The organism is Pseudomonas oryzihabitans (assembly GCF_032027545.1).
Lineage (GTDB): Bacteria > Pseudomonadota > Gammaproteobacteria > Pseudomonadales > Pseudomonadaceae > Chryseomonas > Chryseomonas oryzihabitans_F.
Genome location: NZ_JAVSJB010000006.1, coordinates 209,065 through 226,840 on the forward strand (window position 1 = coordinate 209,065; position 17,776 = coordinate 226,840).

The following is a 17,776-nucleotide window of genomic DNA, read 5'->3' on the forward strand; positions in this document are numbered from 1 at the left end:
GTCCCTCAGGCGGCGAGCTTGAGAACCAGCGCGGTCAGCGCGGGCGGCATGTGCTGGGCGGTGGCCACGGCTTTAGCGCTGGTGCAATCCAGGGCGGCAATGGCGAGAACCCAGTCACTGTCCATGCCGTACTGTTCGCGATGCACCGCGACATGGACACCGCACTGCAACTGCTCGACGCCGCCGCGCTGCACCAGGCGCTGGATGGCGTCCTGGTCCGCCTGGGACAGCTGAGGCCGCTCGACCTCGCGCCGCTGCACCCGTGCGGGCACCACGGGCGCCGCCGAGTCGTTGGTGCCGTTGGCGATGCCCTCGACGAACTCGGCCAGGGCCTGGAGGTTGGCGCTGTCGTGCCGGGGGAGGGTGATGCGGTTGCAGCTGCCGCCCATCTCCACGTCGACGTCCACGCTGGTGTCCGTCAGCTCGACGTTGACATAGGGGCGGATACTGGAGCCCGGGCGGTCGAGGCGGCAGCGGTACTGGCCGCCTTCGGTCAGGGCCTGGCGCAGGAGTACTTGCTGGTTCAGGTCGAGGCGATAGGTGCTCATGCTGCCTCCGGGCCGTCATCGCCAGTGGTGTTGGCGGTGGCCTTGGTGCGTGCGGCGCGGGCCATGGCGAGCGCGAGGCTGGAGACGAACGCGCAGCCAGCCTCGCGCGCATCGCGACGGAGGTCAGCGATGGCGTTCGGACTGAACGGGGCGGTGGGCAGTGCCAGGATCTGGCAGCGGGATTGGGGTACGTGCTGTGTCGTGGTGGTCATGTCCGTGCCCTGTGGTGTGGGGGTACGGACATAACAATACGCGGAAGAATTATTCCGTGCAATACGTCAATGTATAGTTTTGCTCGTTAGCGCTTTCGGCGCTTCTGCCACGAGCCAGTCACGACCCCGCAGAATTCTGTATCGTCAGGAATCTGCAGGATTCTGTTGGGGAACTCCGGGTTCACCGCATAGAGGTAGCGGCCATCTTCCGTGTCGTGAAGGCGCTTGAATGTGGCTTGGCTGTCCGGGGCTGGGGTACGGACTACTACATCATCGCCGTGGAAAGCCTCCACCTCCGGGTCAACCAGGATGATTTCGCCAGGTCTATAGTCCGGGAACATGCTCAAGCCTCTAACTTCGAGACAGAATGCTTTGTCAGAGTGGGGGAAAGGGCAGGCCAGCCAATCCTCGGCAAAGCCCGGTTCAAATAAGTCGATGGTGTCTGACACGTTACCAGCCTGTACCCAAGAAAGTAGCGGGACGGGCCGTTGAAGCTCTGGGCCAGGTTTCAAATCCAGGCTATAGACTGCTTTGTCTTCAGCGACCTCGCCACCTAACAGTGCAGCAAAGTCTAAGCGAAGCGCTCTGGCGAGTTTTTGCAGGTTTTCAAGCCTTGGGCTGGAGCTGCTGCCGCTGAGAATCCTATAGACGGTTGGCTGAGTCATATTGGCTCGCCGTGCAAGCTCGTTCTCTGACCAGCCTGTCGAAGCGAATTTTTCTTTGATAAGGCGAACCATCGCCTGGGAAGAGGCAGGCATGCAATATTCCTATACGTATAATCCGTGATTGTATTGCCCTGCCCTATTCTTGCGCGTATGATCGACTCAAATTCGTTAATGAATAGGTCGTGACGAAATGACCCTGCCGGAGATGATCCAGCACCTCCTGAGCCTCGGGATGACCCAGCAGACGATAGCGGCGGAAGCGGGGGTAACCCAGCCGACTGTTCATCGTGCTTTACACGGTGGCGCCGTCCTTTATGAGACGGGTAAGGCTATCGAGCGAGTATACGCGCGGGCTACAGCTCAAGACGCAGCCGCCTAGTATTCGACGCCGCCGATCACCACCGGCAGCGTTTTAGGGTGCCGGGAACCTGGGGAATCTCACCACAAGATTTTGGCCCCCAGGCCCCGGCGAGTCGGTGGAACCGCGATCACCACAATCGCTGAACCACCTCAACAGCGCACCGCCCCGGGACACAGCACGTATCTATCTGGGGCGGCACCGCGCTGCTGTAGGCCGATCTTAGGGCGCCCGTCGCCCTCGGTCTATGGCGCACATGGGGAATTAACGCCAATGCGCACCGATCCCACGCAGGGCCTAGGGCCCGAGCTTTCCCTCGAGCAAGCCATCGATCGTGACTGCCGCGACTTCCGCGGTGGGCTGACGGCGGTATGCGCGATCATGGGCAAGCCGTATGACAGCTTCCAGAAGCGGCTATCCATCTCCCACCCTGAGAATCACCTTAGCGTCCGGGATTTCGAGCAGTTCCTTGAGCTGGTTCGCGGTCCGGCCGTGAGCCGTTCCCTGGACCGCCTGCAAGGCCGTATCAGCTACCAGCCGGTGCCGGTCGAGTCCCTGGGCGATGCGCTCAAGGCCATGGCCGACAAGTGCAGCCAGGAGTCCCTGTTCTTCTCCAGCCTGCGCGACGGCGTGGCCGACAGCGTGTGGAAGCCTCATGAGGTGGCACGTCTGGAAGCCCATGGCGAAGACCTGATCCGCACCATCAAGGGCATCATGTCCGGCGCTCGCCGCGCGATGGTGGAGGACGATCTATGAACCTCCCGCAACTGCTGCTGGGCTTCGCCCTGGTGCTGTTCTTCGCCAGCCTGCATCGCGCTGGCTGGACCGCCGCCGCCCCGTTTCTCGCCGCCGCCCTGGTGCTGGCCTCCCAACCGGAGGTGCGTCATGGCTGACATCGTCGACATCGCCAACGATCACACCGAATGGCTGCTACAGGCCTCGCTTCAGCGTCGCCAGGTCCAAACCGGCCCGAGTGCCGAGGAATGCGATTCCTGCGGGACCGAGATCCCCGAGGCGCGCCGCCGCCTGGTGCCGGGCTGCACCCTGTGCGTCGACTGCCAGGCCTTCAGGGAGAAGCGCAATGCGTGAGCGTGAGCCTTTCGCCCTGGCGGACGTGCCCGCGCTGCTGCAATACATCACCGCCGACGACCGCGATACATGGTTAAGCGTCGGTATGGGGCTCAAGGCCGAGTTCGGCGACGAGGCGTTCCAGCCCTGGGACGCCTGGAGCCGTGCCGGTGAAGGCTATAGCCCCAAGGATGCCATCACCGTATGGAAGTCCTTCCGCAAGCGCGGCACGGGCTTCGGCACCGTGGTGAAGCTGGCCCAGGACAACGGCTGGCAGCCCGAGAAGCGCGAGCTGACCGCCGAGGACAAGCGCCGCTTCGCCGCCGAGCAGGACACCCGCCGCAAGCAACGTCAGGCCGAGATCGAGGCGGACGAAGCGCGAGCCCAGGTGATGCGCGAGGCGGTGGCCGAGGCGTGCCAGCGGATATGGGACAGCCACCTCGATGCCACCGGCACCAGTCAGTACCTCGAGCGCAAGCAGGCCGGCGCCCATGGCGTCGGCTTCTTCCGTCACGCGGTGCTGCTGGTGGTCGACGATCAGCGGCAACGGGCGGACGTCTGGGTGGGTAGCGAGGCGACCAACTGGCTGCGCGATGTTCCGCAACCGCGGCCGGAGCACTTGTCATACCAGCTCTACAAACGCGGCCATCTCGCCGTGCCGTTGCGTGATGCCGAGGGGCGGCTCTGGTCGATCCAGTTCATTGCGTCCAACGGCAAAAAGCTGTTCCCGCGCTACAGCCGCAAGGCGGGTTGCTTCCACTTGCTGGGCGCCGAGCAGGATCAGCCCGCCGTGGTGGCCCTGGCCGAGGGTTATGCCACGGCTGCCAGTTGCCACGAGGCCACCGGCTGGCCGGTCGCGGTCGGGATCGACTCCGGCAATCTGCTGGCGGTTGCCGAGGCGCTGCGCCAGCGCTTCCCGGACGCGCGCCTGGTACTGGCCGGCGACGATGACGCAACGGTCTCCGGCAATCCGGGACGCACGAAGGCCGAAGCCGCGGCCCTGGCCGTTGGCGGCGTGGCGATCTTCCCCAGAGGCGAGCCTGGCCAGGACTGGAACGATATCCGCTGCGCCTTGGGCCTCGAGGCGGTTCGCCAGCGCTTGGAAGCCGCCCTGGTCGAGCTGCCGGTGGTGCATACCGTCGGCGCCGATGAGGCCCTTCCCGGCGCCCCATCCGAAGAGCTCGCCGCCGAGGAGGATGCCGCTTCCAACGAGGGGGCAGGGGAGAAGCGGCCAGCATGGGATCTGGAGCGCGTCTTCGCACGTTTCGCCCTGGTCGAGGGGGAGACTAAGGTCTTCGATTTGTTCAAGCGCGTGGTGCTGAAGAAGACGGCGTTCGAGGCGATGGTGACCAAGGCGCTGGCCAAGGCCTGGTTCGACAGCCTGGAGAAGAAGGGCATCGCCGCCGACCAGGCGCAACGTCTGATGAGCCAGGCTAAGCTGGCCAGCAAGGTCGCTCCGGGCGAGCGCATGGCGCCCACGGATCGCTACGTCCATATCGACGGGACGAAAGACATCTGGGATGTCGAGCGCCGCCGGCGGATACCGGACGGCGCCCTGAAGCTAGCCCTGGGCGACGCCTTCACGTTGTGGGTGAACAGTACGGCGCGGCGCAGCGTGGATATGGAACACCTGGTGTTCGATCCACTGATGGAGAAGAACCCCGCGATCTACATCAACACCTTCGAGGGCCTGCCCCTCACCCCATCCGAGGATGCCGAGCGTTGCCGGGGCATCCGCAAGCTGGTCGATTTCCTGTGCAACGATGACCAGGAGGCGGCGCATTTCCTGCTCTGCTGGCTGGCCCTGCCGTTGCAACAGGTCGGGACGAAGATGGCAACGGCGATCTTGCTGCACTCGACCATGGAGGGCTCGGGCAAGAGCCTGCTGTTGAGCGACATCATGCGGGTGATCTATGGCCAGTACGGCGCCACCGTGGGCCAGGTGCAACTGGAGTCCGCCTGGTCGGCCTGGCAGTCGAACAAGCTCTATGGCGTGTTCGAGGAGGTGGTGAGCCGGGACCAGCGCTATAACCAGGTCGGCAAGATCAAGCACATGATCACCGGCAAGACGTTCCGCATCGAATCCAAGTTCATGAATGGCTGGGAAGAGGCCAACTTCATGAACGCTGTGTTTCTATCGAACGAGATCCTGCCGTGGCCGATCAGCGAGAACGACCGGCGGCTGTTCGTGATGTGGCCGGAGGAAACGCTCTACGCGGATCTCCAGCGGCAGGTCATTGCCGAAATGGGCAACGGCGGCATCGATGCCTTCTATGGCTACCTGCTGAACTACGACATTGGGGATTTCACCGCACACACCCGCCCGCCCCGCACCCCGGCCCGACAGCGGCTGGTCCAGTTGTCGATGGCCTCCTGGCAGACCTTCCTCGCCGAGTGGCGGGGCGGCTTGCACGGCGAGCTGTACCGGACGTGCCTGTCCTCGGACCTCTACGCGATGTTCCTGGAGTGGTGCAGCCGCAATAAGGAGCACTCGCTCAGCCACACGAAGTTTTCGGGATTCGTCGCCAGCCAGGTGCACAAGATCGAGAACATTCCTTGGCGCGACGCGCGCGGCAGGCGGCGCTTCGGGCGCTTCTTCGTGCCCGACCAGACGGTGGAGGGCGCTCCGCTGATCTCGCTCAAGGCGGAAGAGCTGGGCAAGGCGGTGGACAGCTGGCGAACGGCTGCCCGAGAAGCGGGCTGGAAGGTCGACGACTGGGAGCACATGAAGGAGAAGACCACATGACGCCCCGAAGTGTGTTGGGTGTGTTGCCTGTGTGTTGGGTCTGTTCCGCCAACCCGCCACAGCTGAAACCCGCGCCGTTACTGGTTTTCCGGGCGTCTGTGTTGGGTGTGTTGGGTTTATCGCGCCCGCGCGCATGTGTGTATGCGTTGCGTGTGTCTTCCGTCTCCGGTCGCTGATCCGGGCAAATGAAATTCCCTATATGCGCGAGTAAGCCAACACACCCAACACACCCACCACAGCACCTCTTAAAGTATTGATTTAGATAGGTTTTAAGTGTGTTGGGTGTGTGTTGGGTTGGGCTAAAAGTGTGTTGGGTTGGAAACGTGGGGTAAAAACGATGATTGCGGCGATTGAAAGGCTGCTCTTGCACTGGGGCGAGGCGACGGATAACAGCGAGGAATACGGAACCGTAAGTGGTCTGTCGCCTATCGCGCGGGCCATGGCCTATGGGGCGGTCAACGCGGATCGGCCGCCCCGGTGCAGTAGGGCACCTGTGTACTGGACCGAGGTGGATGGGGAGGTCGATGCGGTGCTGGCAGGTATCAGCAAGCGGGAGAAGGGAGGTCAGGGGCTGCTGGAACTGGCAAACGTCCGCTACCGCGATGGCAAAGAACTGGTGGTGGAGCAGCAGATGCGGCGTCTAGGCATCCGTTCGGACAAGACCTACCGGACCCGCCTACAGCGCCTGCACGAACTGATGCAGGCTGGGTTGATCGAGCGCAGCAAAGACAAGGCGGCATGACCGTTCGTCAGGTACCAACGGCGTTCAGGCGTCGGCGAGGTGCCGGCGAGGTGTCGGCCAGAACCGGCGTTATTCGAGGGTTTACGCCATTACCGGTCGAGGGGTACAAAGTCGCTACTGGTGGTTCGCGCGTCAGCAGAAACCACTAGCTCACCGTGCTGTGTGAGAGGCGCCGACCCCATGCGGTGCCAGCCCAAAGGCCCGAAGGTCACCACCCTTCGGGCCTTTGCCTTTTCTGAGCCACCAGGAGTACGAGATGAGCGAGCCAACGACCGTCGGTGTAGTGGTCGCGGGTGCCGCAGGTGCTGGACTGGCCGGGGCGCTGGCCGCTATCGACGGCGACGCCGCGGTCGGCGCGCTGCTCGGTGCCCTGGTGTACTTCACCACCACGCGCGAGCTGCCGATCTGGCAGCGCTGCCTGTTCTTCCTGGTCAGCTGGGTGATGGGCTACAAGGCCGCCCCGGCGTTGGTGGAGATCACGCTCTGGGGCATCCGGCCCTTCGCCTACTCGACCCTGAGTGCCTTCGCGGCGGCGCTGCTGGTGGTGACGGTCTCGCTGGCCGCCATCAATCGCCGGCGGCGCGATGACTCGCCCTCAGACCCTGGAGGTCTGCAATGACGACGCCACCCTCGCTGGCCTGGCTGGACTCCCTGGTGACCCAGGGCCTGTTCCTGCTGTGCCTGGTGCTGTTCGCCAGGTTGTTCACCTACCGCCGCGGCAATGCCCGGTTCCGCCGGGGCGTCTCGTGCCTCGCCACGGTCGTGATGGCCTGCTCGGCCATCAGCGCCTTCCACATCCTGCGGGGGGATCTGCGGCTGCCGTATGAGAGTTGGCCGCTGTTGATCCTGCTGACCGTCTTCACCTGCTCGGTGGTGCGCAGCGGCGGCAACCTGGCGGACGTGATGCGGCCCGGTGGTTGGGATGGCGTCGAGCGGCGCAGGGTCGAGCGGCGCACCGAGCGGCGAGCGCGTGAGGTGCGCGGTGAAGGTTAGTGACGAGCGCCGGGGCAGCAGCGCCGGGCGTGGCTATGGCTATCGCTGGCAGCAGGCCCGAGCCGATCACCTGCGGCGCAACCCTCTCTGTTGCATGTGCAGTGGCCCAGAGCGTCCGGTGCTGGCCCAGGTGGTCGACCACAAGCAGGCGCCTCGATTGAAAGAGGCGAAGGCAAGCGGGGACCCGGCGCAGTTGGCCGAAGCCTGGCGGCTGTTCTGGTCCCGCGACAACTGGCAGTCCCTCTGTACCTTCTGCCACAACTCGACCAAGCAGCGACTGGAGAAGTCCGGGCGCCTGGTTGGCTGCGATGTCTCGGGCGTCCCGCTTGATCCTCGCCACCACTGGAACCGCTGATGCGGCCTCGGCCAGGGCGGGTCACTTGCACCACGTTGGTGCGGGCAAGGGGTAGGGGGGTGAAAAACTTACAGGCTGAGCGTGTCTAGACCGCCTGCCACCCGCTTTTCGCAACGCCGGGAAAAATGGCGATAGGGGGGAGTAACTGATTGGAGGTTGAAATGGCCGGTAATTCGAACTCCGGGCGCTCGGCCCTGCCGGCTTCGGTGCATGTGCTGCGCGGCAACCCGAGCAAGCGACCACTGGCTGAGCTGCAACGGGAGCTGCGCGAGCCCTCGGTGCCGGTGGAGGCGCCGCCGAAACCCGCGTTCCTCCAGGGCGAGGCGGCCGATGAGTGGGACCGCGTGGTCGCGGCCCTCCTGGAGCTGGGCTGGATCACCACTCTGGACCAGGCCGCCTTGGCGACCTACTGCGAAGCCTACGGCCGCTGGTTGAAGTTGGAGCGCGAGGTAGCCCGGCTCAACGCCGCGTCCGCTGACGGCCTCGGTGGGGAGCTGCAAACGTTCCCCAATGGTACCCGCCAGGAGCACCCCGTGCGCTCCGCTGCCAAGTCCGCTGCGAAGGCGGTCAACCAGGCCGGCGCCTTGTTCGGCTTTTCCCCTGTTGCCCGGCGCGCGATGAAGGCGATGGCCGCCCATCCCCAAGGGGAGCTGATACCCAATGGACCACGAGACGCCGCCGACGCCTATTTCAGCTGAGCCTGAAGACCGCACGACCGCCTTCTGCCACGACGTGTTGGAAGGCCGGATCGTCGCTGGGCCGGACGTGCGCAATGCCTGCAAGCGGCATCTGCTCGACCAGCAGCAGGGCAGCGCCCGCGGCTTGTTCTGGGACGTTGCAGCCGCGAACCGGGCTATCGGGTTCTTCGAGGATGTGCTGTGCCTGAACGGCGGCGACTTCGAGGGCCTGCCGTTCCTGCTGGCGCCCTGGCAGGTGTTCGTGATCGGCAGCTTGTTCGGCTGGATGGACGCGGGCGGCTACCGCCGCTTTCGGATCGCCTATATCGAGACCGGCAAAGGCTCCGGCAAGTCGCCGCTCCTGGGCGGCATCGGCCTTTACGGGCTCATGGCAGACGGTGAGAAGCGCGCCGAGGTGTATGCCGCGGCGACCAAGCGTGACCAGGCGATGATCCTGTTTCGCGATGCGGTGGCCATGGTCAACCTGTCGCCGCGCTTGCAGTCGCGCCTGGTGCAGTCTGGGCTCAATGAGAAGGTCTGGAACCTGTTCTACCCGAACACCTCCAGCTTCTTCCGGCCGATCAGCTCCGACGAGAGCCAGTCGGGCCCCCGGCCGCACATGGGGCTGCTCGACGAGGTGCACGAGCACCGCAACGCCAGTGCCATCGACATGATGCGCGCGGGCACGAAGAGCCGTCGCCAGGCGCTGATCGCCATGATCACCAACAGCGGCTCGGACAAGAAGTCCGTCGCAGGGCAGTACCACGACCTGGGCGTGCGGGTCTGCGCGGGCCAGCAGCAGGCCGACACGCTGTTCGCCTTCATCTGCTCGCTCGATCCAGGTGACGACCCGTTCGTCGACGAGGCGTGCTGGCCCAAGGTGAATCCGTCGCTCGACTACATCCCCGAGGGGCACAGCGACGGCATTCCGGGCCGCAAGTACCTGCGAGAGCAGGTGCAGGAAGCGCGCGGCCTACCGAGTAAGGAGGCCATCGTTCGCCGCCTGAACTTCTGCGAGTGGACGGCGGCGACGTCGCCCTGGATCGGGCGGGACGTCTGGATGCAGGCCCAGGAGCGGGTGCCTATGCGGATGCTGCGCAACCGCGCAGCGGTGGCCGGGCTGGATCTCTCCAGTACCACCGACCTGACGGCGTTCGTGTTGCTGTTCTATCCAACGGTGGAGGACCCGCATTGGCGGCTGCTGCCGTATTTCTGGATACCCGATCACGAGATCGAAGAGCGCGAGAAGCGCGACCAGGTGCCTTACCGCGTGTGGATCAAGGAGGGGCATCTGGAGGTTACGCCGGGGCGGGCCATCAGCAAGCTGCATGTGCTGCGGCGGCTGTGGACCATCTGCGACTACTTCGATGTCCAGCAGATCGGCTACGACCGCTGGCGGATCGAGGACCTGAAACAGCTGATGGACGAGCACGAGATCGAGCTGCCGCCGCTGATGTCCTTCGGCCAGGGCTATCAGTCCATGGGGCCCGCGGTCGATGAGTTCGAGCGCCGCCTGCTGGGTACCCCGGCGGGAGGCGAGCAGCAGGGCGACCTGATCGACCTGGACCCGGACGACTACACCGTGCTCGAGCAACTGGATGCGGTCGAGACCCTGCGGCACGACGGTAATCCCGTCATGACCTGGTGCGCCGGCAACGCGGTGGTGACCAGTGACCCGGCGGGCAACCGCAAAGTCGACAAATCCAAGGCCATCAGCCGGATCGACGGCATCGTCGCCTCGGTGATGGCTTGCGGTATCAGCGGCTCAGCACCGATTGGCGGTGGCACATCCATCTACGACGAAGGAGTCGGCATATGACGCTGACGGTACTTGCCTGGCTGGCCGGCTTGCTGGGCTTCGGCCTGCTGGTCGCTGGCGTGGCGATGATCAACGTGGCGGCGGCCTGCATCGTGGCAGGTGTTCTGCTGTTGTTCTGGGCCTGGCTGGCTGACCGCGCCGCGGCGGCCCAGGCTCGTTCGAAAGGGGGCTGACCATGTTCTTTTCCAGGCAACGCGCCGAGGGCACGGGCGGCTTGACCGATCCAGATGGCGGATTCTGGCGCGGCCTGATCGGTTCCGGCCGCAATAGCGCCGGGGTTAGGGTGACGCCGGAGACGGCCCTGGGAGTGCCGGTGCTGCAGAACTGCGTCACCTTGCTGGCCGAGACCGTCGCCCAGCTGCCGCTGGAGCTGTATCGCCGGCAGGACAAGGGCCAGCGTGAAGCGGCGATCAATCACCCGCTGTACGACGTGCTGCGCTACCAGCCCAACGGTTTCCAGACGCCCTTCGAACTGCGCGAGTGCGAGCAGATGGCCCTGGGGCTACGTGGTAACAGCTTCACCTACATGGACCGGCGCGACGACGGCAACGTTACGGCGCTCTGGCCGCTGCTGAACGACAAGGTGATCGTACGCAAGGGCGACGACCTGCTGCCCTACTACCAGGTGGGCAGCGGCGAACCGCTGCCGATGCGGCTGATCCACCACAAGCGCTGGGTGACCACCAACCACTACGTGGGGTTGTCGCCCATCGAGCTGCACGCCGAGTCGGTTGGTATGGCGCTGGCGATGCGGCAGTACACCGGCAAGTCGTTCGCCAACGGTGCGACGGTCTCTGGTGTGATCGAGCGCCCCAAGGAGGCGACGGCGATCAAGGATCAGGGGGCGATTGACCGCATCCTCGATCAGTGGGGGCAGAAATACTCCGGGCCGGACAACGCGAAGAAAGTCGCGATGCTCCAGGAGGGCATGACCTTCAAGCCGATCTCCATGAGCAACGTCGACGCCGAGATCGTGGCCCTGCTCAAGCTCTCCGGCTCGGACATCGCCAGGATCTACAAGGTGCCGCTGCCGATGATCAATGACCTTGAGAAGGCCAACTACAACAGCATCGAGCAGCTGCTGATTCAGTTCGTGGTGTTCTGCCTGCTGCCGTGGGTCAAGCGGCACGAGCAGGCGATGATGCGCGACTTCCTGCTGCCGCGGGACCGGAGCCAGTATTTCATCGAATTCAATCTGTCGGGCCTGCTGCGCGGCGACCAGAAGTCACGGTACGAGGCCTATGCCATCGGCCGCCAGTGGGGCTGGCTCAGCGTGAACGACATCCGGCGGCTGGAGAACATGCCGCCGGTCCAGGGCGGCGAGATCTACCTGCAGCCGCTGAACATGGTCGACGCGGGCAAGGGGATGCCCGACCTGACGAACCCCAACACACGCGCCCAGCTGGAGCTTCAGCAGCGCGAGATCGAGAGGATGCTGACCCAATGAAGGCCTATCTCAGGGCGTCCAGCCTGCTGTTCAATCAGCCGCTGCTGGTGACGCCCGACATGCTCGACCTCGGCGTGCGCTGGGCGAACCAGGCCATGAGCCTGAACATCGTCAACCTGGGCCCGGTGCACGCCCTGGGCCTGGAGGCTGTCGACGACCAGGCGGCGCTCCGCCTGGAGCAGCAGCAGGAACAGCGCCGGGGTGCCATCGCCCAGACTGGGGTGGAGGTGATTCCCGTCAGCGGGGTGTTGGTGAGCCGCGGCGCCCACATCGGGCTGTGCGAGACCATGACCAGCTACGAAGGCTTGCGCGCCCAGCTGCGCCAGGCGGTGGCCGACCCCAACGTCGAGCACATTGTGTTGGACGTGGACAGCCCGGGCGGCGCCGCTGTCGGGGCGTTCGAGCTGGCCGATGACATTCGCGCCTGGACCCAGCAGAAGCCCATCACCGGCCTGGTCAACTTCCAGGCCTACAGCGGCGGCTACCTGCTGGGCTGCGCCTGCAGCGAGGTGGTGGTCAGCCGCACCAGCGGCCTCGGCTCCATCGGCGTGATCGCCAGCCACATGGATCGCTCTGGGCTGAACGAGAAGGCCGGCATCAAGGTAACGACTGTTTACGCCGGGGCGCACAAGAACGACCTCACGCCCCATGAGGCGTTATCCGATCAGTCGTTGCAGGTGCTGAACGACATCGTGCAAGAGAGCTACGAACTGTTTGTGGGCGCGGTGGCCCAGTTCCGCGGCCTGGACGTCGCGGCGGTACGCGCCACGGAAGCGGCGCTCTACCGGGGGCAGCGGGCGATCGACCTCGGCCTGGCCGACCGGCTGGCCAGCCCCCAGGACGCCGTGGACAACCTGTCACGAGCCATCGCCATGAGCCGGAGCAATCGGCAGACCAGCCGCATCGGCGTTCGCGCCGCGGCGGCAGCCATCCAGACCCTATTCTGACCGCGTTCGCGGCAGCAACCCGGCCCGCCCTGTGCGGGCTTTTTCATGCCCAGGAGGCAACATGTCGAAGGTATTGCAACTGCGCAGCGAACGCGCCGAGCTCAACACCACGCTCCAAGCGCTGGCGAAGATCGAGGCCGAAGGCGGCTCGCTCTCTGCCGAGCAGCTGGCCCAATTCACCCAACTGGAAACCCAGATCAACGCGCTGACCGACAAGATCACGCGTGCCGAAGCCGCCGAGCGCATCGCCGCGGCCAACTCGGTGCCGGTCAGCGAGGGCGCCCAGGGCATCAATGGGCCGCCCGCCCATGTGTCCGGCCCGTTCAACCAGCCGACGCCGCCCGGCGTTGCCATGGCGCAGATGGTGCGCCTGATGGTGCAAGCGGGTGGTAACCAGCAGCAGGCCGCCGAGCTGGCCAAGGCGGGCAACTTCGGTGCCGATGTGGCGATGGCGCTGTCCACCGTTACGCCCGGCGCGGGCGGCGTGCTGGTGCCGGAAAACTTCAGCTCCAGCGTGATTGAGTCGCTGCGACCGAAGTCGGTCGTGCGCCGGATGGGTACCATCAGCCTGCCGCTGAACAACGGCAACCTGACCATCCCGCGCATCATCGGCAACACCGTGGTGAGTTACATCGGGACCGAGCAGGACATCCCGGTCACCGACATGCAGTTCGGTGACCTGAAGCTGGCGGCGAAGAAGGCCGCTGCGCTGGTGCCGATCTCCAATGACCTGTTGGCCTATGCCGGGGTGAATCCGCGGATCGACCAGCAGGTGAGCAACGACCTGGCCACCAGCATGGGGCTGTCGGAAGACCTGATGTTCATCCGCGGGCCTGGCACCGGGGCGCTGCCCAAGGGTCTGCGCTTCTGGGCTATCGCCCGCAACATCGTGCCGGCGCCGAGCGCGACGACGCTCCAGGCCGTGGATACCTTCCTGAGCGGCCTGATGCTGCGGCTGGAGACGGCGAACGTCGACCTGGCCGGCTGCGGCTGGATCATGGCACCGCGCACCCTACGCTGGCTGCAATCGCTGCGTGACGGCAACGGCAACAAGGCGTTCCCGGAAATCGATCAGGGTTTGCTGAAGGGGTACAAGGTGGCCCTGACCACCCAGATCCCCACCAACCTGGGCGATACGGGCAAGGAGAGCGAAATCTACTTCGCCAACTTCGCCGATTGCTTCATCGGTGAGGACCAGAACCTGGCGTTCGCCATCAGCACCGAGGCCAGCTACAAGGACGCCAGCGGCAACCAGGTGAGCGCCTTCCAGCGCGACCAGACGCTGATCCGCGTGATCAGCAAGCACGACTTCGGCCCGCGCCATGTCGAGTCCATCGCCGTCGGCACCGGGGTGACCTGGGGTTCCGACATGTAATCGCGGCGCCCCATCCGCTGGGGCGCGACTGCTCTCCCTGAATACAACGAGGATTCGCCATGACCACCAAGACCGTGATCGTGAAGTTCACCAACGCCTGGCAGGGATACGCCGCTGGCGAGACTGCCGGCTTCGACGAAGACAAGGCCAAGGCGCTGGAAGAGGCGGGCTTTGCCACTATCGAGAAGAAGGCCGCCCCGCGAGCGGCCCGCGGTGGCGCCGCTACCACCAGCGCAAACAACGTGCCGCCGGAGAACATCCCTGGCGCCAATGGTGATCTGGATGTGCCGGGTGGCGCCGGCAAGGCCGAAGATGGCGTTCCGCCGGGTGACCCGAATGCCAATGCGGACGCCAACGACGATAAGAAGCCCTGATCATGGCGCGCCGCATCGGTTACACGGGTAGCTCCGTGCTCACCCTGGCCGACGTGGCGCGTCAATGCCGCGTTGAGCCGGAAGACCTTCAGCCCGAGCTGATCGAGGGGGTGATCATCCCCGGCGTCACCGCCCAGGCTGAAGCCCGTACTGGCGCCGCAATTCGCACCGCGGTCTACGAAGAGGACTGGGTGAACGGCTATCGCCAAGGCCAGGCGTTCGACGTGGGCCAGGTCAGGGAAGTGGTTTCGGTCCAGCGAGTGCTGGCGGACGGTACGCTGGAGACGGTCAGCCAGAAGCCGCAACTGAGTTACGTGGGCACCGAGTCCCTGCCGGAGTGGCTTGGCCCGGCGCCGGCTGGCCGGCTGCGCATCCGCTACAGCGCCGGGGTGGACCTGGCGATCTATCCGGGTGTGCGGATGTGGCTGCTGCTCAGTGCTGGGACGGCCTATGAGTTTCGCGAGTCGCTCATCGCCGGGGTCACGCTCGCCGAGATCCCGGCCACGTTCACCGACGTGCTGCTGGCCGACGTCACCTTGCCGCCGAGGTTCTGATGAGAGCAGGTCGATTGCGGTATCGCTGCAGCCTTCGGAAAGCCGTCCGGGTGAAGAACGCTACGGGTGGTTTCGACCAGACCTGGCAAGAGATCACCCAGCTATGGGCGGACATTGCCATCCCGAGCGGCCGGGTACAGCCAGTGGCCCAGAGCCTCAGCGCCGAAGTCACGGCCGAGATCAGGATTCGTTCCCGAGACGATGCGGTTGTTGGCTGCCGCGTCGTGCGTGGAAGCACCACCTACCTGGTCGAGGCATCCCTGTTGGATGCTGATCGGACGATGCTTCGTCTGCTCTGCTCCATCGTTCCCAATCCCTAGGAGCTACCCATGAAAGTCAAAGCCCTGGCCAGCCTGTCTGGTGCTGTCGGTGATCGCGAGCCCGGCGATGAGTTCGACGTGAAGGCCGAGGACGGCCGCGAGCTGATCGAGCGTGGCCTGGTGGAAGAGGTGGGCGCCAAGACCACCAAGCCCACGCCCGCGCCTAAGGCCGAAGAGAAGGCCTGACCGATGGCGCGGCGTTCGCGAGTCATCGGCGACTTCAAGCTCAGGCGGACGCTGCGCAACATCCACCAGACCATGGACAACCAGATCCGGCCGGCCATGCAGAAGTCGGCGGACCAGATCCTGGAGACGATGCGCGAGCTGATCCCCCGGGACACTGGCGCCGCCGCCGAGGCGCTGGAGGCCTTCGTGGCCCGCAGCGGCCTGGACGCCCAGGTCGGCATCCGCGGCAAGAAGAACAACCGGAAATTCTTCTACCTGAAGTTCATCGAGTACGGGACCAAGGGCTACACCGGCGGCAAGCGGGCGGGCAACCGTAACCGGCGCGATACGGTGAAGACCGACGGCACCCACTGGTTCGGCAAGTACCCGGACATTCCGGCGCGTCCGGCACACCCCTGGCTTCGGCCCGCCATCCAGGTGAACCGCGAGGTGGTGCTGGCCAATATCGCCGGCGCCATCAACGAGACCCTGCAGCGAGCCGCCAACAATGCCTGACCCATCCGTAGCGCTGCAGGCCGCGCTCTATGCCCGCCTGACTGCCGAGGTATCGGCGCCGGTGTTCGACGGCGCGCCGCTCGACACGCCGATGCCCTACGTCTCCATCGACCGCGAGGTGGTGAGGAACGCCCGGCCCATCTCCGGCCGGCGACGCGAGGAGCGTCTGATCTACCTCAGCGTCTGGTCCGACGCCCTGGGCCAGGCCGAGGCGAAGCGGATCGTCGGCGAGATCGTCGCCGCGCTGGATGAGCGCCGCCTGGCGCTGGACGTCGGCCGCGCCGTCTCGGTCCGGGTCATCGATTCCGACACCCAGCGCGACGAGGACGGCGTGACCTACATGGGGTCCGTGACCGTTCGCGTCATCACCACCCACTGATTCACCCCTGGCCATCGTGGCCACCACTGCGCCTTTGGAGGAAACCATGGCCGGAGACAACCTCAACACGGCGGCAGGCTGCCGCTTCTACCTCGGCACCAAGAAAGCCGCCGCCACCCAGACCGAGTTCGAGAGCGACACCTTCGTCGAGGTGGGCGAGATCGAAGACCTGGGTGAGTTCGGCGACACCTTCAGCTCGGTGAACTTCACCTCGCTGAAGAATGGCCGTGTGCGCAAGTACAAGGGCACCGCCGATGCCGGCGACATGACCCTGACCATCGGTCTGGACAACGGCGATGCCGGCCAGAACGCCCTCAAGGTAGCCCACAAGGATCGCAGCAAGGGCGACTACAACATCAAGGTCACCCTCAACGACGGCGATCCCACGGCTACCCCGGTGCTGAAGCCCACCACCTTCTACTACCGCGGGAAGGTGATGAACAACACCGTGGCCCCGGGCGCCGCCGACAACGTGGTGCGCCGTAACGTCACCGTCGCCATCAACTCGGACGTGCTGGAAATCCTGCCCGTTGCCGCGACCTGATCCTGTGGGGCTCCAGCCCCACCCCTGACCGAGACCCATCATGAGCAAGACCCTGCATGGCAACGTGGATCTAGAGATCGAGGGCGAGACCTATCAACTCCGGCCGACCCTGGCGGCGGTGCGCGCGATCGAGGCCCGCTTCGGCGGCCTGCGTGGAGCTGCTGCTGCTCTGCACGGAACCAGCGTGGATGCAGTGGCGATCATCATCGCTGCCGGCGCAAATCTCACCGAGAAGCAGGCCGAGGCGCTGCCGGAGAAGGTCTGGCAGCACGGGGTGACCGCCCTGGTACCGAAGGTCTACGAGTTCCTGGGCGCGCTGTACAACCCGCGCGGTGACGATCTGGGAAAGCCAAACGGGACGGAGTCAGCGCCGTAGAGGAGGGGAGCTACGTCGATCGGCTGTATGCGGTGGCCACCGGCTGGTTGGGCTGGTCGCCACAGCAGGCCTGGCACACGCCGCTCCCTGAACTCTTCCTCACCCTGGACGCTAGGATCGAGTGGGCCAAGATGACGAACCCCTTCGGTGGCAGCCGGGCTGCGGCCCCCGAGAAGCCCAAGCCGACGACCATCGCCCAGAAGATCCGCGCAGCGCTGACTGGACGACGAGAAAGTGTTTGACGTGGTAGGTTATCCATCAAATGGATGGAGGATATATCACAGTGTCGACTTATCGAGAACTCAAGTCAGAAGTAATAGACATTAAATTCAATGCGGATAATTTTTGGAGATACATAGAGTCTAGGATAGGAACAATATCCAAAGATTTGCATGAATACCTAAATGTGGAGCAGGGACTTTCTACATCGTCTGGAGATCCCTTGGTGCAGGTATTTGAGGTTTCTCGGACTGCCTTGGGTGTAGAGTTTTTAGTGCAGTTGCTGTTCGAGCTTGACGGTGATGTGCGACATATCACAGGTAATTACCTGTTGATATCCGCTGGCGATGACCTTGTGGTTCACGACTTTGAGCGGA

Annotated in this window: 25 protein-coding genes; 22 read left to right on the forward strand and 3 right to left on the reverse strand. The window is 64.8% G+C overall.

Going from position 1 to position 17,776, the window contains the following annotated elements:
* Nucleotides 1-5: 5 nt before the first annotated feature.
* The 3 genes from RND78_RS12415 to RND78_RS12425 form a co-directional block, all read right to left on the reverse strand.
* A complete protein-coding gene (locus RND78_RS12415; RefSeq protein WP_312729129.1) occupies nt 6-548 on the reverse strand; it encodes a hypothetical protein in 543 nt (180 codons plus the stop codon).
* Nucleotides 545-760: a hypothetical protein gene (locus RND78_RS12420; RefSeq protein WP_312729131.1), complete on the reverse strand. Its 216-nt coding sequence runs from the start codon at nt 758-760 to the stop codon at nt 545-547. Before RND78_RS12420 ends, RND78_RS12415 begins: the two co-directional genes overlap by 4 nt.
* Nucleotides 761-846: 86 nt before the next feature.
* Nucleotides 847-1,518, reverse strand: coding sequence for an XRE family transcriptional regulator (locus tag RND78_RS12425; protein ID WP_312729132.1), 672 nt, complete (start codon nt 1,516-1,518; stop codon nt 847-849).
* A 538-nt stretch (nt 1,519-2,056) separates the two neighbouring features.
* On the opposite strand from RND78_RS12425, the gene RND78_RS12430 reads away from it, so the two are divergent.
* The 22 genes from RND78_RS12430 (at nt 2,057) to RND78_RS12535 (ending at nt 17,180) form a co-directional block, all read left to right on the forward strand.
* Nucleotides 2,057-2,539 (forward strand): hypothetical protein, encoded by a 483-nt coding sequence (locus RND78_RS12430; RefSeq protein ID WP_312729133.1) that lies wholly within the window; start codon nt 2,057-2,059, stop codon nt 2,537-2,539.
* Nucleotides 2,536-2,676 (forward strand): hypothetical protein, encoded by a 141-nt coding sequence (locus RND78_RS12435; RefSeq protein WP_312729135.1) that lies wholly within the window; start codon nt 2,536-2,538, stop codon nt 2,674-2,676. The genes RND78_RS12430 and RND78_RS12435 overlap by 4 nt, the downstream gene beginning before the upstream one ends.
* Nucleotides 2,669-2,872 (forward strand): TraR/DksA family transcriptional regulator, encoded by a 204-nt coding sequence (locus tag RND78_RS12440; RefSeq protein WP_312729137.1) that lies wholly within the window; start codon nt 2,669-2,671, stop codon nt 2,870-2,872. The genes RND78_RS12435 and RND78_RS12440 overlap by 8 nt, the downstream gene beginning before the upstream one ends.
* Nucleotides 2,865-5,597 carry a DUF5906 domain-containing protein gene (locus RND78_RS12445; RefSeq protein WP_312729138.1) on the forward strand — a complete coding sequence of 911 codons (2,733 nt, stop codon included), beginning with the start codon at nt 2,865-2,867 and terminating at the stop codon, nt 5,595-5,597. Before RND78_RS12440 ends, RND78_RS12445 begins: the two co-directional genes overlap by 8 nt.
* 337 nt (nt 5,598-5,934) lie before the next feature.
* Nucleotides 5,935-6,339, forward strand: a complete 405-nt coding sequence (locus RND78_RS12450) for a hypothetical protein (RefSeq protein WP_312729140.1) — start codon at nt 5,935-5,937, stop codon at nt 6,337-6,339.
* Between the two features lie 256 nt (nt 6,340-6,595).
* Nucleotides 6,596-6,958 (forward strand): putative holin, encoded by a 363-nt coding sequence (locus RND78_RS12455; protein ID WP_312729141.1) that lies wholly within the window; start codon nt 6,596-6,598, stop codon nt 6,956-6,958.
* Nucleotides 6,955-7,332: a phage holin family protein gene (locus RND78_RS12460; protein ID WP_312729143.1), complete on the forward strand. Its 378-nt coding sequence runs from the start codon at nt 6,955-6,957 to the stop codon at nt 7,330-7,332. The genes RND78_RS12455 and RND78_RS12460 overlap by 4 nt, the downstream gene beginning before the upstream one ends.
* Nucleotides 7,322-7,687: an HNH endonuclease gene (locus RND78_RS12465; protein WP_312729145.1), complete on the forward strand. Its 366-nt coding sequence runs from the start codon at nt 7,322-7,324 to the stop codon at nt 7,685-7,687. The genes RND78_RS12460 and RND78_RS12465 overlap by 11 nt, the downstream gene beginning before the upstream one ends.
* Before the next feature lie 161 nt (nt 7,688-7,848).
* Complete coding sequence (locus RND78_RS12470; RefSeq protein WP_312729147.1) at nt 7,849-8,385, forward strand: phage terminase small subunit P27 family; 537 nt, start codon at nt 7,849-7,851, stop codon at nt 8,383-8,385.
* Nucleotides 8,348-10,183: a terminase TerL endonuclease subunit gene (locus tag RND78_RS12475; protein ID WP_312729149.1), complete on the forward strand. Its 1,836-nt coding sequence runs from the start codon at nt 8,348-8,350 to the stop codon at nt 10,181-10,183. The genes RND78_RS12470 and RND78_RS12475 overlap by 38 nt, the downstream gene beginning before the upstream one ends.
* A complete protein-coding gene (locus RND78_RS12480; RefSeq protein ID WP_312729150.1) occupies nt 10,180-10,356 on the forward strand; it encodes a hypothetical protein in 177 nt (58 codons plus the stop codon). Before RND78_RS12475 ends, RND78_RS12480 begins: the two co-directional genes overlap by 4 nt.
* Nucleotides 10,357-10,358: 2 nt before the next feature.
* Nucleotides 10,359-11,630 (forward strand): phage portal protein, encoded by a 1,272-nt coding sequence (locus tag RND78_RS12485; RefSeq protein WP_312729151.1) that lies wholly within the window; start codon nt 10,359-10,361, stop codon nt 11,628-11,630.
* The gene (locus RND78_RS12490) at nt 11,627-12,577 is read left to right on the forward strand and encodes a S49 family peptidase (protein WP_312729153.1); all 951 of its coding nucleotides are present in this window, start codon (nt 11,627-11,629) and stop codon (nt 12,575-12,577) included. The genes RND78_RS12485 and RND78_RS12490 overlap by 4 nt, the downstream gene beginning before the upstream one ends.
* A gap of 61 nt (nt 12,578-12,638) precedes the next feature.
* Nucleotides 12,639-13,952 carry a phage major capsid protein gene (locus RND78_RS12495; protein ID WP_312729155.1) on the forward strand — a complete coding sequence of 438 codons (1,314 nt, stop codon included), beginning with the start codon at nt 12,639-12,641 and terminating at the stop codon, nt 13,950-13,952.
* A 59-nt stretch (nt 13,953-14,011) separates the two neighbouring features.
* Nucleotides 14,012-14,326, forward strand: a complete 315-nt coding sequence (locus tag RND78_RS12500; RefSeq protein ID WP_312729157.1) for a hypothetical protein — start codon at nt 14,012-14,014, stop codon at nt 14,324-14,326.
* A gap of 2 nt (nt 14,327-14,328) precedes the next feature.
* Nucleotides 14,329-14,880, forward strand: a complete 552-nt coding sequence (locus RND78_RS12505; RefSeq protein ID WP_312729159.1) for a hypothetical protein — start codon at nt 14,329-14,331, stop codon at nt 14,878-14,880.
* Nucleotides 14,880-15,200 (forward strand): head-tail adaptor protein, encoded by a 321-nt coding sequence (locus tag RND78_RS12510; protein WP_312729161.1) that lies wholly within the window; start codon nt 14,880-14,882, stop codon nt 15,198-15,200. Before RND78_RS12505 ends, RND78_RS12510 begins: the two co-directional genes overlap by 1 nt.
* A gap of 9 nt (nt 15,201-15,209) precedes the next feature.
* Nucleotides 15,210-15,386: a hypothetical protein gene (locus RND78_RS12515; RefSeq protein ID WP_312729163.1), complete on the forward strand. Its 177-nt coding sequence runs from the start codon at nt 15,210-15,212 to the stop codon at nt 15,384-15,386.
* Between the two features lie 3 nt (nt 15,387-15,389).
* Nucleotides 15,390-15,881 carry an HK97-gp10 family putative phage morphogenesis protein gene (locus tag RND78_RS12520; RefSeq protein ID WP_312729165.1) on the forward strand — a complete coding sequence of 164 codons (492 nt, stop codon included), beginning with the start codon at nt 15,390-15,392 and terminating at the stop codon, nt 15,879-15,881.
* The gene (locus RND78_RS12525; protein ID WP_312729167.1) at nt 15,874-16,260 is read left to right on the forward strand and encodes a DUF3168 domain-containing protein; all 387 of its coding nucleotides are present in this window, start codon (nt 15,874-15,876) and stop codon (nt 16,258-16,260) included. Before RND78_RS12520 ends, RND78_RS12525 begins: the two co-directional genes overlap by 8 nt.
* Nucleotides 16,261-16,306: 46 nt before the next feature.
* Entirely contained in the window at nt 16,307-16,804 is a 498-nt protein-coding gene (locus RND78_RS12530) for a hypothetical protein (protein WP_312729169.1), read from the forward strand.
* Between the two features lie 40 nt (nt 16,805-16,844).
* Nucleotides 16,845-17,180: a hypothetical protein gene (locus RND78_RS12535; protein ID WP_312729171.1), complete on the forward strand. Its 336-nt coding sequence runs from the start codon at nt 16,845-16,847 to the stop codon at nt 17,178-17,180.
* Nucleotides 17,181-17,776: the final 596 nt, after the last annotated feature.

What these genes read in the sequence shown, in the direction of transcription:
- RND78_RS12535 (WP_312729171.1), top strand. Translation starts at nt 16,845, where the DNA reads ATGAGCAAGACCCTGCATGGCAACGTGGATCTAGAGATCGAGGGCGAG.
- RND78_RS12530 (WP_312729169.1), top strand. Translation starts at nt 16,307, where the DNA reads ATGGCCGGAGACAACCTCAACACGGCGGCAGGCTGCCGCTTCTACCTC.
- RND78_RS12475 (WP_312729149.1), top strand. Translation starts at nt 8,348, where the DNA reads ATGGACCACGAGACGCCGCCGACGCCTATTTCAGCTGAGCCTGAAGAC.
- RND78_RS12425 (WP_312729132.1), bottom strand. Translation starts at nt 1,518, where the DNA reads ATGCCTGCCTCTTCCCAGGCGATGGTTCGCCTTATCAAAGAAAAATTC.
- RND78_RS12430 (WP_312729133.1), top strand. Translation starts at nt 2,057, where the DNA reads ATGCGCACCGATCCCACGCAGGGCCTAGGGCCCGAGCTTTCCCTCGAG.
- RND78_RS12435 (WP_312729135.1), top strand. Translation starts at nt 2,536, where the DNA reads ATGAACCTCCCGCAACTGCTGCTGGGCTTCGCCCTGGTGCTGTTCTTC.
- RND78_RS12520 (WP_312729165.1), top strand. Translation starts at nt 15,390, where the DNA reads ATGGCGCGGCGTTCGCGAGTCATCGGCGACTTCAAGCTCAGGCGGACG.
- RND78_RS12470 (WP_312729147.1), top strand. Translation starts at nt 7,849, where the DNA reads ATGGCCGGTAATTCGAACTCCGGGCGCTCGGCCCTGCCGGCTTCGGTG.
- RND78_RS12485 (WP_312729151.1), top strand. Translation starts at nt 10,359, where the DNA reads ATGTTCTTTTCCAGGCAACGCGCCGAGGGCACGGGCGGCTTGACCGAT.
- RND78_RS12495 (WP_312729155.1), top strand. Translation starts at nt 12,639, where the DNA reads ATGTCGAAGGTATTGCAACTGCGCAGCGAACGCGCCGAGCTCAACACC.
- RND78_RS12440 (WP_312729137.1), top strand. Translation starts at nt 2,669, where the DNA reads ATGGCTGACATCGTCGACATCGCCAACGATCACACCGAATGGCTGCTA.
- RND78_RS12420 (WP_312729131.1), bottom strand. Translation starts at nt 760, where the DNA reads ATGACCACCACGACACAGCACGTACCCCAATCCCGCTGCCAGATCCTG.
- RND78_RS12505 (WP_312729159.1), top strand. Translation starts at nt 14,329, where the DNA reads ATGGCGCGCCGCATCGGTTACACGGGTAGCTCCGTGCTCACCCTGGCC.
- RND78_RS12455 (WP_312729141.1), top strand. Translation starts at nt 6,596, where the DNA reads ATGAGCGAGCCAACGACCGTCGGTGTAGTGGTCGCGGGTGCCGCAGGT.
- RND78_RS12460 (WP_312729143.1), top strand. Translation starts at nt 6,955, where the DNA reads ATGACGACGCCACCCTCGCTGGCCTGGCTGGACTCCCTGGTGACCCAG.
- RND78_RS12500 (WP_312729157.1), top strand. Translation starts at nt 14,012, where the DNA reads ATGACCACCAAGACCGTGATCGTGAAGTTCACCAACGCCTGGCAGGGA.
- RND78_RS12510 (WP_312729161.1), top strand. Translation starts at nt 14,880, where the DNA reads ATGAGAGCAGGTCGATTGCGGTATCGCTGCAGCCTTCGGAAAGCCGTC.
- RND78_RS12515 (WP_312729163.1), top strand. Translation starts at nt 15,210, where the DNA reads ATGAAAGTCAAAGCCCTGGCCAGCCTGTCTGGTGCTGTCGGTGATCGC.
- RND78_RS12490 (WP_312729153.1), top strand. Translation starts at nt 11,627, where the DNA reads ATGAAGGCCTATCTCAGGGCGTCCAGCCTGCTGTTCAATCAGCCGCTG.
- RND78_RS12415 (WP_312729129.1), bottom strand. Translation starts at nt 548, where the DNA reads ATGAGCACCTATCGCCTCGACCTGAACCAGCAAGTACTCCTGCGCCAG.
- RND78_RS12450 (WP_312729140.1), top strand. Translation starts at nt 5,935, where the DNA reads ATGATTGCGGCGATTGAAAGGCTGCTCTTGCACTGGGGCGAGGCGACG.
- RND78_RS12480 (WP_312729150.1), top strand. Translation starts at nt 10,180, where the DNA reads ATGACGCTGACGGTACTTGCCTGGCTGGCCGGCTTGCTGGGCTTCGGC.
- RND78_RS12525 (WP_312729167.1), top strand. Translation starts at nt 15,874, where the DNA reads ATGCCTGACCCATCCGTAGCGCTGCAGGCCGCGCTCTATGCCCGCCTG.
- RND78_RS12445 (WP_312729138.1), top strand. Translation starts at nt 2,865, where the DNA reads ATGCGTGAGCGTGAGCCTTTCGCCCTGGCGGACGTGCCCGCGCTGCTG.